This window comes from Hoylesella pleuritidis, from assembly GCF_963541955.1.
GTDB classification, from domain to species: Bacteria; Bacteroidota; Bacteroidia; order Bacteroidales; family Bacteroidaceae; genus Prevotella; species Prevotella pleuritidis.
Genome location: NZ_CAUTUT010000001.1, coordinates 23,753 through 37,561, shown reverse-complemented (window position 1 = coordinate 37,561; position 13,809 = coordinate 23,753). Strand labels below are relative to the sequence as shown.

Here is a 13,809-nt window from a genome sequence, read left to right as displayed (position 1 = left end):
TAAAATAGCACTCAATATTTTTGAGAAGCACAATAAAAACAGATAGTCTGTCCTCGATTGTACCCGTGATAGTTTTATGTAAACCCTCTGTAATCTTATGTAAATCTGCCACTAATGCTTTATGCCTCCGCACGCCCCAGATGTAAACCGAAATTAAACAAATGTAAATGTTTTATTTACGGGTGCATAATCCAATTAATTCACGTAACTCTTTGAAACATACAATGATACACCGTTTTTATCCTCACCTCATTTTATACGCTTCGTTCTGTGTCCTAATAAATGGTCAAAAATTGATAGTAAAAGATTCCCAATAACCTTTGGATATGTCGGAATTTGGCATAGAGAGTTTTCTTCTGTCATTTTTTAAGGCATATTTTTGTTAAATGAGAAGTCGTATAATACTGCTCGACAAGTCGTATAGGGCTGCCCCACTACTATGGGACTTGTTATTAGTTAATATAGAGAGATGTTATCGCTGTTTTCGTGTCTGTTTTCAGAAATACTTGTCGTATTACTTGTTCTAAATATGATGTACAAAGTTAATACTTCTTTCCGGAAAGAAACAAGGTGTCTGTTTTTTACAAGTAAAAAGATGAGGTAGAAAGACCGTTTTCTCGGTTAAAACTATTACTTTTGCAATATGAATTTTTAATCATAAAAAACAGAGTGGATATGAAACCTACATTATTACTTCTTGCTGCGGGGATGGGAAGCCGATATGGTGGACTGAAACAGTTGGACGGATTGGGACCCAACGGAGAGACCATTATGGATTATTCGATTTATGACGCGATTAAAGCCGGATTCGGAAAGATCGTTTTCGTGATCCGAAAAGATTTTGAAGAGGATTTCCGAAAGAAAGTCTTGTCTAAGTATGAGGGGCACATTCCTGCCGAGATTTGTTTCCAGTCGCTTGACAGTCTTCCTGCGGGCTTTTCCGTTCCCGAGGGGCGTCAGAAGCCGTGGGGCACCAATCACGCCGTGATGATGGCCGAAAATCTCATCCGTGAACCGTTTTGTGTAATCAACTGCGATGATTTTTATAATCGCGATGCATTTATGGTCATCGGCCGATTTTTAGCAGAACTGCCCGAAGGAAGTACCGATCGATATGCGATGGTGGGTTTCCGTGTAGGCAATACATTGAGTGAGAATGGCACGGTGGCGCGTGGCGTGTGCTCTACGGATGCCGCAGGTAATCTCTCGACGGTGGTAGAGCGTACGGAGATAATGCGTGTCAATGGTATTGTTTCATATAAAGACGAACGGGGCGAGTGGGTTGGTATTGATGACAATACACCTGTATCGATGAATATGTGGGGCTTTACACCCGACTATTTCGCACATAGTGATGCCTATTTCAAAGAATTTCTGTCCGATCCGAAGAATATGGAAAATCTGAAAGCTGAGTTCTTTATCCCTCTGATGGTTAACAAATTGGTGAACGAAAAGACTTCAACGGTTAAAGTACTCGATACTACCAGTAAGTGGTTCGGTGTAACCTATGCCGCCGATCGTGAGGGAACGGTGGCGCGTATCAGGCAACTGGTTGATGAGGGAGTCTATCCCGAGAAATTGTTCTAAGTAAAGCATTTAGTAAAAAGGCGCATCTGCGGTGCGCCTTTTTACGTATTTTTGATGCAATCAATAGTTATTTCTTTGACTACCATTAAGTAAAAAGAACTTTTCGATACGAGTATGCGCGAGATCAACAGCTACTTTGAGCGGGAGTTCAACACAAGGCTATTATTTCCATTGCATTGGAGGAATTCCTCTATCAGACTTACCCATACATCTATTAAGAAATGGGGGGTATGTCGTCGGCCGATCGGCCACTTGTTAAAAACTCTTTTTTTGTTATATTTTTCCTATTATTTTTTTGGCGATATCTTTTTTTTGTCTATTTTTGGAATTAAAACTGACAAGGCTTTGTGTTTTCTTTCTCTTTCCTTACAAAGTTTGTCAATTTTGTTTTTGTATGATTATTGAATAAAGAAAGCTAAAATATATGGGGGAATTAGTGGATAAAAAAATCTCTGTCAGCATAGATGGCCAGCGACTTTTTTCTTTCAAATCGCTCAAACTTCATCAGCCCATCAATGAGCATCATCGTTTCGAGCTGCTAATCGATCTCGAGACTGGAGGCAACCGGTACGTGCATAACCTTAAAGACAGTGCAGAATGGCTTGGCAAGAAGATATCAGTCCATATGAAAAAGCCTTTCCTCGGAGTTGTCACCAATGTAAGCCTGCACCGTAAAAACAGCGATTACGGATATATTCTCGTGTCGGGTTATTCTACAACTTATCTGTTGGAAACCGGTCGGAACTGTCATTCGTGGAATGACCGTAGCTTGGGCGACATCGTGAACGAGCTGTGCTCTAATGCCGGTGTGCGTGCTCAGGTCAATCCCGAACATACAGCATCTCTCGGCTATATCTGCCAGTACAACGAGTCGGACTTTATGTTTATCCGTCGACTTGCTTGCCAGTATAATGAATGGCTCTACTATAATGGTACGGAGCTTGTCTTCGGGCGTCCGAAACGCCCCGCCCCCGTGAGTCTTGAGTTCGGTACGAGTCTTTCTTCTCTTGATATCGGGGTGCAGACCTTGGCCCGTCCGGCTAAGGTGTTCTCCTATCTTTCTATGAATGACCAACGTATCGCAGAGGATACACCGAACAAGCCTGCTGGACAGGATATGTTAGGGTACAAAGCCTTTCAGGCTTCGATGGAGATGTTTAAGAAACCTGCTTATCAGTATGCGCAGTCTCGTGTTCGCTATATGCAGGAGATGGAGATGTATGTTAGGAAGAAACAGGAGGCAGAGACAGCCGAATCTCACTATGTCATCGGTACGAGCGAGAATACGGAACTCACAGTCGGATGCGCCGTGAAGTTGACGAGTTCTTTTCTTGAACGACGACGCAGTATCACGAGCGAATCTCTGGGCGAGTTCATCATCATTGAGATTTCCCATACTGTTGGTGAGGCCAGCTACTACGTCAACAAATTCAAAGCCATTCCCGCGGTCACGCACACGCTCCCTGCTCCTGATATAGCTATGCCGATGGCAGAAACTCAAATGGCACGGATCGTCAACAATACTGATCCTCGTGGTAAGGGGCGGGTACAAGTACAGATGAACTGGCAGACGGAGGGAATGCATACGGACTGGATACGGGTGATGACGCCCGACGGCGGTAGTAGCGATGACGTAAAGAGCAACCGCGGTTTTGTTTTCATTCCCGAAGTGGGCGACCAGGTTTTGGTAGGTTTCCGCTACAACGATCCCAACAGGCCGTATGTGATGGGAAGCCTGTTTAATGGGACCACGGGTGGTGGCGGAGGACAAGGAAACAAGTGTAAAAGCATTACGACCAGAAGCGGGAGTACACTGATGTTGGATGATGCTTTGGGAAGTGTTCATCTCTCTGATCCTGGTAATTCAAAACTGGATATGGACGGGTCCGGAAACGCAACGATAGATTCTGCGGAAACAATTAAACTCGTATGCGGGGAAGCATCGCTCGAACTCAGGAAAGACGGTACCATCCTCATCAACGGAAAACAAATAGAAGTCGGTGCAACCGATAGTGTAGATATAGGTGTAGGGTCAGACGGAGATGCAAGTTCCGGAATAGGAATGACTAAAGAGGAATTGCAAGCGACTTCTCAGAAAATGGTCATCAACGGTTCCTCTTCCCTCAATGTAGGATCCAGTGACGGAACAACAACTCTTGCGGCAAAGGGCGATGTGACGGTCGGCGGTAGCAAAGTATCTTTAAATTGACGAATGATGAATTCCGTAGAGTTAGAGTTACTCAAAATCGACAAGCAATGGTATCGGCAGGTAAAAGAAAATGCAGATGTCCGCTTGTTCGTCTGTTTAGGCGAGAAGCATACATTGAAACTGTTTGATGGCTATTTCAGAAGTCACGGGGCGGAGGAAGTCGAGACAAAAGATTTGTTTCTTGTCCACTATCGCCCGTTTGAGGATGCTTTGCAATACGGACATATATTAATTGAAGATTTGCAATTGGCTTACGGTTTATGGAGAGAAGAGCATACCTCCTCTGTTGGGTGTTCGGCGTGGCTACCGGATACCGACGACGGAAACACAACCTTTAAGACTGATGCTCGGTTTACGGCAAAATCATTGACAAGACTCTATGAAATTTTTCCCCCGTTGCAGGGACATAAGATCTTTATTCTCCTTTCTCCGCATACTATTAGCGACATATCTCTCTTTGAAATTTGGTTGCAGGAATGGTGCGTCAGTTTACTGATAGACGACATTAAATTGATTCTGTCAGAACAGTCTGGGAGCAGACTGTTCCATCATCTTCCCGACGACAGAAATGAGTTTGAGCTTGAAGAAACGGATATTGCCTCATTGATGAACAATGTCGCTGCTCAAACGGCTCAAGACCCCAACGATGACGAAAGTCGGCTGCAACAGCAAATGCTTTTGGCCAACCTTCATTTCAGTAAAAGAGAATTCGACGCTGCCGATGTTGCTTTGGACAATGCCATCAGGATTGCGAAAAGACATGGGCACGTAGAAGCCGAGTGTACCGCTCATCTGCTCAAAGCCTATATCCTGCTCATTCAGGGAAAGACTGCTGAAGCTGACGACCGATTCCAATGTTTGCAGGAGCTTGCAGGTAAAAACTCCTTATTCGGTGCGCAAATGCATATGAATTACGGCGGTTTTCTGCTTTCGATCAGAAAAAAGGAACAAGCAGTCAAAGCATTCGAGCAAGCGGCCGAAATCGGAGAAAAGATTCAAAATCCGATGATAGAGATAGAATGCTATCGTATCATCGGCCAATTGAAAGATAATCTCCTGAATGACAAGGACGCCCTTTCCTATTATGAAAAATGTATCCTTATCGGCGATCGGCTCGATAATACCGAGTTTCGCCAAAGTTCTATAAGCTATGTGGCTGTGTTGCTACTGAAAAAGTATGGCAATACGGAAAAAGCTACTTTGCTCCGTGAGAAAATGGAACTGCGGCTCGGGAATGCTTGGGAGCAAAGCGTTAATATCCCCGATTTCGATAGACAGAACCCTTATTCTTCCCTTTTATGAAAGTCGTTTCTATAGTTCCTGATATTCATAGTACCGCTGTTGAACACGTCGGTAAGCACTTTGATTTGGTCCTTGGTGTTGATATACATTGGACAAAGTTGCCTTTTCCTCCTTTTCCATTGCCTCTTCCTCATCCTTTCATCGGTTTTATTTTCGATCCGATGGAATATGTTCATTTTGAGATCTGCGTTCCTGGAATTTTACAGCAATTATTGAAATTGCCCGCCAAGCTTCCTATGGGTGCTTCTGTCTATGTGCACGGTCGCATCAAGGCCACGACGACGACTTCTGTTTTCGGTTTCGGTTGTACGATTAAGCCCAAGAATGCCGGTCCTTTGGCTGCGGCTTGTATGGTTGGCAAGGTAATCCCGATCAAACACATCACTGGCGGTCTTCCTTTTTACAAGATTTTCTTCGGCGATTTGGAAGGTCCTCACGACGGTGAGATTTACATCGGTTCCAATAGCGTTATTCTCAACGGCAGCGAGTGCAGCGGTTCATCTGCCGGACAGGTTCTTACTTGCTGGGGTTCCCCTTTCGGTCACCAGTATTTCCCTCCTGCTTGGCTTTCCCTTTATCAGCACATTCTGACGCTGTACGTACAGCTAAACTTCAAGCCTCCTGTTTTGGTTGGCGGTAGGTTCGTTCCGCACCAGTACAGCTTATCAGACATCCTGATGCGTGCCGCCGCCGTTTTCCTGATGAAGGGTCTGACCATCCTGGCCAGAAAGGGTCTGACGAGATTCAACCACCTGTTGCAAGGCAAGTTCGGCAGTCGCAATCCCGTCTCCCGGGCCCTTTGCTTCTTCGGTCTCGAACCGGTTAACTTCGTCACCGGAGCAATGAACTTCTGCTGGGACGACTTCGAACTTCTGGGCGACCACACCATCCGTTGGGCCAGCGCTTGGCAGAGCGACATCTCCTATTGCGGTATTCTTGGCAACGGCGTTCTCTGCAACTATGATCTCTTCATCATCCCGCAGTTCGTAGACGGCGTTGCTGCCTATAACAATCCCTTGGAAAATCAGGTTTTCCCCATTCCCATCGTTGAGGTGGGTTCTCCTGAGGAATACTACCGACCTCTTCACCTTTGGCAGCACCGGCCTGACGCCCGTACCTGGATTGTCAGGACTGTCTCTGCAACTTACACCTACCGCGCTTTCCCCGACAGAGAGTATGGCCTTGTGTACCGTGCTGTTCGTATCGCTTATGCTTCCGGCGGTTTCATCGTTCTTGACTACGACCGCGATACCCACCTTCTCTCTACGCTTTCTGACCACGTTGGTCGGTTGCTCGTCTTCGGTCAGGACACTGAGCGCGGTCTTATCCTCTCGGCTACGTATAAGTATGAGGATATCTCCGATCTTCTTGTTGTGTACGAATACGACGAGAGCCGGAACCTTCGGTCAGTTTCCGACCGCTTCGGCAAGAGCATCTCCTTTACCTATGATGAGCATAACCGGGTTGTTCGCCGTCAGAATCGCAACGGTATGAGCTACACTTGGTCGTACGACGACGCAGGCCGGGTTGTTCACACCTCTGGTGATGGTGGTGTTCAGGAAGGACGCATCACCTACCTCGAAGGCTGTAACGAGGTGATCTATCCCGGTACTGGCGGTCGCGAACGCTACTACTACGATGAGCACGACCTTGTCTACAAGAAGGTGGATGCCTTAGGCGGTGAGACTTGGTACGGCTACAATGCCTGGCAGGAGCGCACGCTTGTTGGCACGGCCGAGGGAAAAGTCTCGAAATATGAGTACGATACCCGCGGCAACTTAGTAAAGTTTACGGCCTCCGACGGCTCCGAATATACCTCCGAATATGATGCCCATAACCGTCTGATGGCGCGTACCTCTCCCTTGGGCAACCGCGAAGAGTGGGGATATGATGCCGAGTTCGGTCGCCTTGTCTTTCGCAAGGAGTCCGACGGCACTGTTGTTCGGTATACCTACGAAGCAGATAATGGACGCCCCTCGGCTATCGAATACGGCGATGGCCTTCGGGTAGAACTTCAATACAACGCCCTTGGTTTGTTGTCAGTTATCAAGGATAGCTTCGGTGTTCAGCAAACCCGTACTTACGACGCTTATGGTCGCCCTCTGACACACAGCCACGGCGATGGGACTCATACCCAGTGGCGTCGTGACCGCCTTGGTCGCGTCACCCGCTATGCCGCCCCCGGACAGCGGGTGCTGCATATCACCTACGACGCTTACGACCTTCCTGTTGAATTGACAAGCGGCAACGAGTGCTGGAATCTGGAATACACAGCTCTTGGCAGCCTTCTTAGTCAGACTCGCCGTACGCGCAGCCTTCGTAAGGTCAGCTCTGTGCACTACACTTACGATGCATACGACCGGCTGCGTAGCGTTGAGAACGAGCTCGGCGAACGGTACCTCTTCGGGCGCGACCTCAATGGTTCGGTGATTCTTGAAAAGGGTTTCGACGGTTCGGAACGTCGCTATGATCGAGACCTCGACGGTACTGTCATTAAGACACACCTTCCCGACGGCACGATCGTACACCACCAGCACGACCAGGCAGGCCGTCTGACCTACAACCGCTACGCCGACGGAAGCTGGGAGGCGTGGGAGTACGACAAGGGTGGGCTTCTTACCAAGGCTTATAATGCTGACAGCGTGACGGAGTTCGTGCACAATGCCATAGGACAGGTTGTGAAGGAAACGCAGGACGGCCAGAGCGTTGAGCACGTTTACGACGCCCGCTCTCGACTCGCCCGTACGATTAGCGGACTGGGCGCTGACCTTGGCTACGGCTATGATTTGACGGGGCTTTCCGATAGCATAACAGCCCGCTCCTCAGGTTCTCATCGTCCCTGGGAAGTCCGTATAGAACGCGACCGCCTTGGCCGCGAGACCCATCGGAGAATGACAGGCGGTGTAGAAAGCGCATATTTCTATGATACTGTCGGTTGCCCTTGTCGACAACGAGTGATGCGCGGTGAGCATCGTTTATACGATCGTTCCTACGGCTGGGGAGATGATTTTCGTCTTTTAGAAACACTCAATACAATAACGGGCGCCCGTGTTCGTTATGACTATGACGCCTTCGGGCGCCTGTCTGAGGCAGAGTACGGTGCCGGCTTCCGGCAATACCGCACGACAGACGCAATGGGTAACGTCTATGCCAGCTCAGAGTGTACGGACAGGACCTACGGCCGTGGCGGCCAACTTCGCCAAGACGGTACTTGGCACTACCACTACGACGCCCAGGGCAATCTCGTCTTAAAGACCAAACGCAGAATTGATCCGTCTTGTGGTTCTGAGGCTGTTTTGTGGCACAAAGGCGACTACGCCTATGTCTGGCAGGCCAACGGTATGCTCAGGAGCGTGACGCGTCCCGACGGCAAGACCGTTACTTTCAAGTATGATGCTTTAGGCCGGAGAAAGGAAAAGAGGTTCGACGGAAGAATACACCGTTATCTTTGGGACGGCAATGTCGTCCTGCACGAGTGGGCATATGCCGAGACGGACAGCCCCCAAGAAATCATTACCGAAGACGGGAGGATAACGTTTGACAGATCTGAGCCTGCGGATAATGTCATTACCTGGGTTTACGACACAGACAGTTATGTACCCACAGCCAAGATAGAGAACGGTAAAACGTATAGCATTGTCAGTGACTACATCGGCCGCCCCGTATAGGCTTACGACGAATGCGGAACGGTTGTCTGGCAAGCCGACTATGACATCTACGGCAACCTGCGCAACCTAAGGGGAGACAGGGAGTTCATTCCGTTTAGGCAAGTCGGACAGTATGAGGATGCTGAGACGGGATTGTATTACAACCGATTCCGTTATTATGACCCGAATATTGGTAATTATATCAGTCAGGACCCGATTGGGCTTGCTGGGAATAACCCGACGATGTATGGGTATGTTTTTGATAGCAATACGGAGGTTGACCCATTGGGTTTAAACAATGTAAAAACTGGAGCGGGAAGAACTCATGTAACATATCAGGGTGTAAAAAATGGACTTCCTTATACAGGTTATGCAAGCGCCCCTTCACATCTTGGATTATCTCCTGATGAAATTATAGCATATAGATATAATGGAAACTTTGATGATTTTGGAGGAGTTGCTCCCAAACATGTTTATGTTGGTGAGGGAGTAAAAGGAAAACAAACAGCAAGAGGTCTTGAACAAAGATTATATGAAGCCGATTTAAAAGCAGCAGGGGGTGATAAAACTAAAGTTGCCAATAAGCAAAATCCAGTTGGGGAGAATAATCTAAACAGGAAAAAATATTTAGCAGCAGCAGACGAACATCTGAAAACAAAAGGATGTTACTAATAAAAATACGAAATAAAATGACAAAAATAATGTGGAAAACTAATCAGGTGATTAGTATAGAAACAAAACGCAAAGATGAAAATAGAGAAGTCAATATTTATGTATTGGCACAGATGATAGGTAAAGCAGAACTACTTGTTTTTAATATGTTCAATACTGATAATAATTGGAAAGGGATAGATTTAAAAAAAGTTCCTATTCTTTTTTGTACCACTGTTACAAGACAATTCATAAAAAATAGCAATATTTTTAAGCAGAACCTTAAAGGATTAGCAAACTATGAACCGCCAAGGTGTAAAATAGATTCTTTAGGAACTGGAAGCAGATATGTTACAGTTTGGGAAGGAACACCTGAAGAAAAAAAAATACTTATATTGGGACAAGGAGGAGGAAGATTAATTGAAAAAGGTATATCTTCTGGAGGGTATGTCGAGAAAATTATTATTCCCTCAATAGATAAAACAGATTTGGAAACAATAAATAAATACGAATTGACCAATGTGCGAATTTATGCAGAGTTTAATGAAAGACTGTACCTTTGCTATAAGATGAAGAAGAATGTTGACCCAATGAAAGATTTGATTTTTGATTTGCCAATTCCCTTAGAATATAAAGAATACATTGATATTATATCCTCTTAAAATAATACACCCGCGCCTCAATCGAGGCGAGTTATTTTTGCTTTTTTCTCCGCCTTTGGCGGAACATTGGCGGGTGTTTTTGGGGGGTGCCACAGAAAAAAAATGACTTTTTGTCGGAAAAGTTGTAATTTCGCAATACGCGTTCTTTGAGGTAATTGTCCGTTCAGGCAATTGGGACAGTACGAAGATGCTGAGACGGGATTGTATTACAACCGGTTCAGGTATTATGACCCGAATATTGGTAATTATATCAGTCAGGATCCGATTGGATTGGCGGGGAATAACCCGACGCTGTATGGGTATGTGAGAGATATTAATACAGAATCTGATCTTTTAGGGCTATGGACAATAAAAATAGGAGGTTATAAGATTCAAGTCCATATGAATGATGTTGATCCTTGGCCGAGTTCTCCACATGGTCATATTTATGATAAAAATTTGGTAATAGATAAGGAGGGTAATATATTTAAAGCTCATAATGGTCCATTGGTTGATAAGTTAAACAAGAAAGATACAAAAACTTGGAAAAAGGCTTTAGAAAGGTGTAAATGATTATGAGAACGTTGTGTGTGAATAAGAGAAATATCTTATGTGATTTTGAAAGATTAAGTAATATTTGGACTACATCAGAGAATATATTCTTATGCCTTGATATTAAGCAATCTGATATAGAGTTTATTACTAATGAATTGTTGAAGAAATTGCCAAATGATTTAGCTTATAGTATTATGTCTGAATTGGCAGAAACTGAGGGTTTAGATGATAACCTGATGCGGTTGATTTATGAAAATGGAGATAAAGGCTGTAAAGTTGCAATTTGTTTGCGTGACGACTTAGCTCAAGAATTAAGAGATTGCTGCGAAAGATCTGACGATATTGACATTAGAGATCATTATATGCAGAAAATGAAAAAATAGTGACGGCAATGTCATTCTTCACGAGTGGGCACATGCCGAGACGGACAGCCCCCAAGAAATCATTACCGAAGACGGGAGGATAACGTTTGACAGATCTGAGCCTGCGGATAATGTCATTACCTGGGTTTACGACACAGACAGTTATGTACCCACAGCCAAGATAGAGAACGGTAAAACGTATAGCATTGTCAGTGACTACATCGGCCGCCCCGTATAGGCTTACGACGAATGCGGAACGGTTGTCTGGCAAGCCGACTATGACATCTACGGCAACCTGCGCAACCTAAGGGGAGACAGGGAGTTCGTGCCGTTTAGGCAAGTCAGACAGTATGAGGATGCTGAGACGGGATTATACTACAATCGCTTCAGGTACTATGACCCGAATACAGGTAATTATATCAGTCAGGACCCGATTGGGCTTGCTGGGAATAACCCGACGCTGTATGGATATGTGTCTGACACGAATATGTGGGTGGATATACTGGGATTGGATATTACGCCATTATACGAGCAATAAAGGACTTTAAGGAATTAAAGAATCAATGACAATCAAGGCGGGTGACCAAAATGCAGTATTTACAGTAAAGGCTAAAGGAAAACCTTTGAGTATGGCTGATGCCGCTAAGAAATATAAAATTTCAACTCCCAATCATACGAGAAATTATGTAGATTTTGATATAGATGACAGTCGTATTGAATTTAGAAAAAATGATTTGGGTGTTGAAGAGTATAAAATTAAAGGAGATGTTGAATTAGATTCTAAAACAACAAACTTTGTAAAACGTTGTAGATAATGAAAAAAATAGTATTAAATCAGCAGGAGTATCAAGAAATATTTCGCTTTCTTAATGTTACAATAGGTTATATAGATAAGATATCATCTGGTTTTTATGGGAAAGAAGAAACTGCTTTAGCTTTATTACTGGGATTTAAAGAGAACAAAACGTTAGATCATTTAGCTCAGATTAGATATATACTTCAGATAGCTATGGAAAAACAATTATCAAACCAAGAATATGATGAAATTATAGAACAAGAAGTGGAAATATGGAAACCTCCTTATAATAGTTCAAGGGAGGAGTTATTAGCTATGCTAAGGAGTAGAATTCTGATATGTGCTGAGAATGGATTAGGTAAAAATCAGAGCCGCCCACAACGGGCGATTTATACCTTTCAGGCAATTGTGGTAGTACGAGGATGCGGGGACGGGATTGTATTACAACCGGTTCCGTTATTACGACCCGAATACAGGTAATTATATCAGTCAGGATCCGATTGGATTGGCAGGAGATACCCCAACATTGTATGCCTTTGTCTCAGATATTAATATACAGGTAGATATATTGGGTTTACTATTGCTGATGTTATATATACAAATGCAATATGGAATAAGAGGTGATGTCGGGAGTTTTGGAAGTCAAAAAGGAGGATTGCATTCTGAACCTCAGATCCTGAATCAAATGGGTAACCAAAAAAGGAGGACATTTGGAGATTATATCAATGGGGCCTAAGGGAGATGGAAAAACATCGTTCTTTAAAGGCCCTAGTGGGAGAGCTTTCCCTGCCGGTCCATTACCTCCTTGTGGCCCAAAATCTAAGAATTGTGATGCCCTTTTACGCAATCACGCGAAAAGCCATAATATGACTATCACCGGGACGATTTAGAGGGCAATTTTTAGATGTAAAACGTTCAGAATTTTGTTGACGAAGAAAATTTCTCTATCTTTGCACTCGGTTATGAATATTAATATTCTCAATGAGGCTGAGTTGGCCTTACTCAAACAGTATATCAGTCAGTCAGAACATATTGTGATCTGTTGCCATAAATCGCCAGATGGAGATGCATTGGGTTCTTCGTTGGCGTGGGCCGACTATCTTGAAGGACAGGGCAAGAACCCGACAGTGATTATTCCGGATGCCTATCCTGATTTTTTGCAATGGCTTTCCAATACGGAAAAAATTGTCCGATATGACAAATGCGCAGCCGAAGCTGACCGCCTTTGGGCTAAGGCCGACCTGATCTTTTGTTTGGATTTCAATACTTCGAGTAGGGTAGAAGATATGCAAGGTGTTTTGGACAAGTCTACCGCACCTAAGATTATGTTCGACCATCATCTTTCGCCGTCTATGGAGACTGTCCTTACGGTGTCGCATACGGAGATGTGCAGTACCAGTGAAATCGTTTTCCGTATCATTTGGCAGTTAGGCGGATTCGAGCAGATGTCGCGCAGGTGTGCGGTGGACATTTACTGTGGAATGATGACAGACACTGGAGGTTTTACTTACAATTCTTCTCGCCCCGAGATTTACTTTATCATCGGGCAATTGCTCATCAAGGGTCTTGACAAAGACAAGATTTATCGCAATGTTTTTAATACTTATAGTCCGTGGGCTATTCGTTTCCGTGGGTATATGATGTATCAGAAACTCAATGTGATTGACGGTTTTCAGGCCTCATATTTTACTATCACGAGGCAGGAAATGAAACATTTCCACTTCATTAAAGGTGATGCCGAAGGATTGGTCAACGAGCCTTTGAAAATTAAAGGGATGAAATTGTCTATCTCCTTGCGCGAAGATGATCGAAAGGATCATCTGATTTGGGTCAGCCTGCGTTCTGTCGATGACTTTCCTTGCAATCGTATGGCTGAAGAATTTTTCAATGGTGGTGGGCATCTCAATGCTAGCGGTGGTAAATTGCAATGCAGTATGGCTGATGCCGAGCGTGTTGTGCGGGATGCTATTATATATTATGAGAAGTTGTTAAAATCCTAATAAATTGAAAAAGATGCGTGTGTCTCGATATTATTGCTTATTTTTGCACCTATAATCAA

The 13,809-nt window shown here is 44.6% G+C and carries 12 protein-coding genes and 1 pseudogene; all 13 read left to right on the top strand.

The features are described 5' to 3' along the window. The first annotated feature begins 675 nt into the window (after nt 1–675). The 13 genes and pseudogenes from RWY97_RS00165 to RWY97_RS00105 all read left to right on the top strand — a co-directional run bounded on the left by RWY97_RS00165 (nt 676) and on the right by RWY97_RS00105 (nt 13,750). Nucleotides 676–1,587 carry a glycosyltransferase family protein gene (locus RWY97_RS00165; RefSeq protein WP_024991895.1) on the top strand — a complete coding sequence of 304 codons (912 nt, stop codon included), beginning with the start codon at nt 676–678 and terminating at the stop codon, nt 1,585–1,587. 424 nt (nt 1,588–2,011) lie between these two features. Continuing rightward, nucleotides 2,012–3,796: a type VI secretion system Vgr family protein gene (locus RWY97_RS00160; RefSeq protein WP_314078057.1), complete on the top strand. Its 1,785-nt coding sequence runs from the start codon at nt 2,012–2,014 to the stop codon at nt 3,794–3,796. A 3-nt stretch (nt 3,797–3,799) separates the two neighbouring features. Further along, nucleotides 3,800–5,098: a tetratricopeptide repeat protein gene (locus RWY97_RS00155; protein ID WP_315564911.1), complete on the top strand. Its 1,299-nt coding sequence runs from the start codon at nt 3,800–3,802 to the stop codon at nt 5,096–5,098. After that, nucleotides 5,095–8,766 carry a DUF6531 domain-containing protein gene (locus tag RWY97_RS00150; RefSeq protein ID WP_315564910.1) on the top strand — a complete coding sequence of 1,224 codons (3,672 nt, stop codon included), beginning with the start codon at nt 5,095–5,097 and terminating at the stop codon, nt 8,764–8,766. The genes RWY97_RS00155 and RWY97_RS00150 overlap by 4 nt, the downstream gene beginning before the upstream one ends. Nucleotides 8,767–8,811: 45 nt before the next feature. After that, complete coding sequence (locus RWY97_RS00145; RefSeq protein ID WP_315564986.1) at nt 8,812–9,417, top strand: RHS repeat-associated core domain-containing protein; 606 nt, start codon at nt 8,812–8,814, stop codon at nt 9,415–9,417. A 29-nt stretch (nt 9,418–9,446) separates the two neighbouring features. Further along, the gene (locus RWY97_RS00140) at nt 9,447–10,058 is read left to right on the top strand and encodes a DUF8309 domain-containing protein (RefSeq protein ID WP_315564909.1); all 612 of its coding nucleotides are present in this window, start codon (nt 9,447–9,449) and stop codon (nt 10,056–10,058) included. Between the two features lie 156 nt (nt 10,059–10,214). Then, nucleotides 10,215–10,400 (top strand): annotated as a pseudogene (locus RWY97_RS09890) (RHS repeat-associated core domain-containing protein); the annotation flags it as partial. A 227-nt stretch (nt 10,401–10,627) separates the two neighbouring features. Next, nucleotides 10,628–10,975 (top strand): hypothetical protein, encoded by a 348-nt coding sequence (locus RWY97_RS00130; RefSeq protein ID WP_314741062.1) that lies wholly within the window; start codon nt 10,628–10,630, stop codon nt 10,973–10,975. 262 nt (nt 10,976–11,237) lie between these two features. Continuing rightward, a complete protein-coding gene (locus RWY97_RS00125) occupies nt 11,238–11,492 on the top strand; it encodes an RHS repeat-associated core domain-containing protein (protein ID WP_315564985.1) in 255 nt (84 codons plus the stop codon). Nucleotides 11,493–11,517: 25 nt separating this feature from the next. Beyond that, nucleotides 11,518–11,769: a hypothetical protein gene (locus RWY97_RS00120; protein ID WP_315564907.1), complete on the top strand. Its 252-nt coding sequence runs from the start codon at nt 11,518–11,520 to the stop codon at nt 11,767–11,769. Further along, nucleotides 11,769–12,230 carry a hypothetical protein gene (locus RWY97_RS00115; protein WP_315564906.1) on the top strand — a complete coding sequence of 154 codons (462 nt, stop codon included), beginning with the start codon at nt 11,769–11,771 and terminating at the stop codon, nt 12,228–12,230. The genes RWY97_RS00120 and RWY97_RS00115 overlap by 1 nt, the downstream gene beginning before the upstream one ends. After that, complete coding sequence (locus RWY97_RS00110) at nt 12,187–12,486, top strand: RHS repeat-associated core domain-containing protein (RefSeq protein WP_314740948.1); 300 nt, start codon at nt 12,187–12,189, stop codon at nt 12,484–12,486. The genes RWY97_RS00115 and RWY97_RS00110 overlap by 44 nt, the downstream gene beginning before the upstream one ends. Before the next feature lie 226 nt (nt 12,487–12,712). After that, on the top strand, nt 12,713–13,750 hold the full coding sequence (locus RWY97_RS00105; RefSeq protein ID WP_315564905.1) for a DHH family phosphoesterase: 1,038 nt from the start codon (nt 12,713–12,715) through the stop codon (nt 13,748–13,750). Nucleotides 13,751–13,809 lie beyond the last annotated feature (59 nt).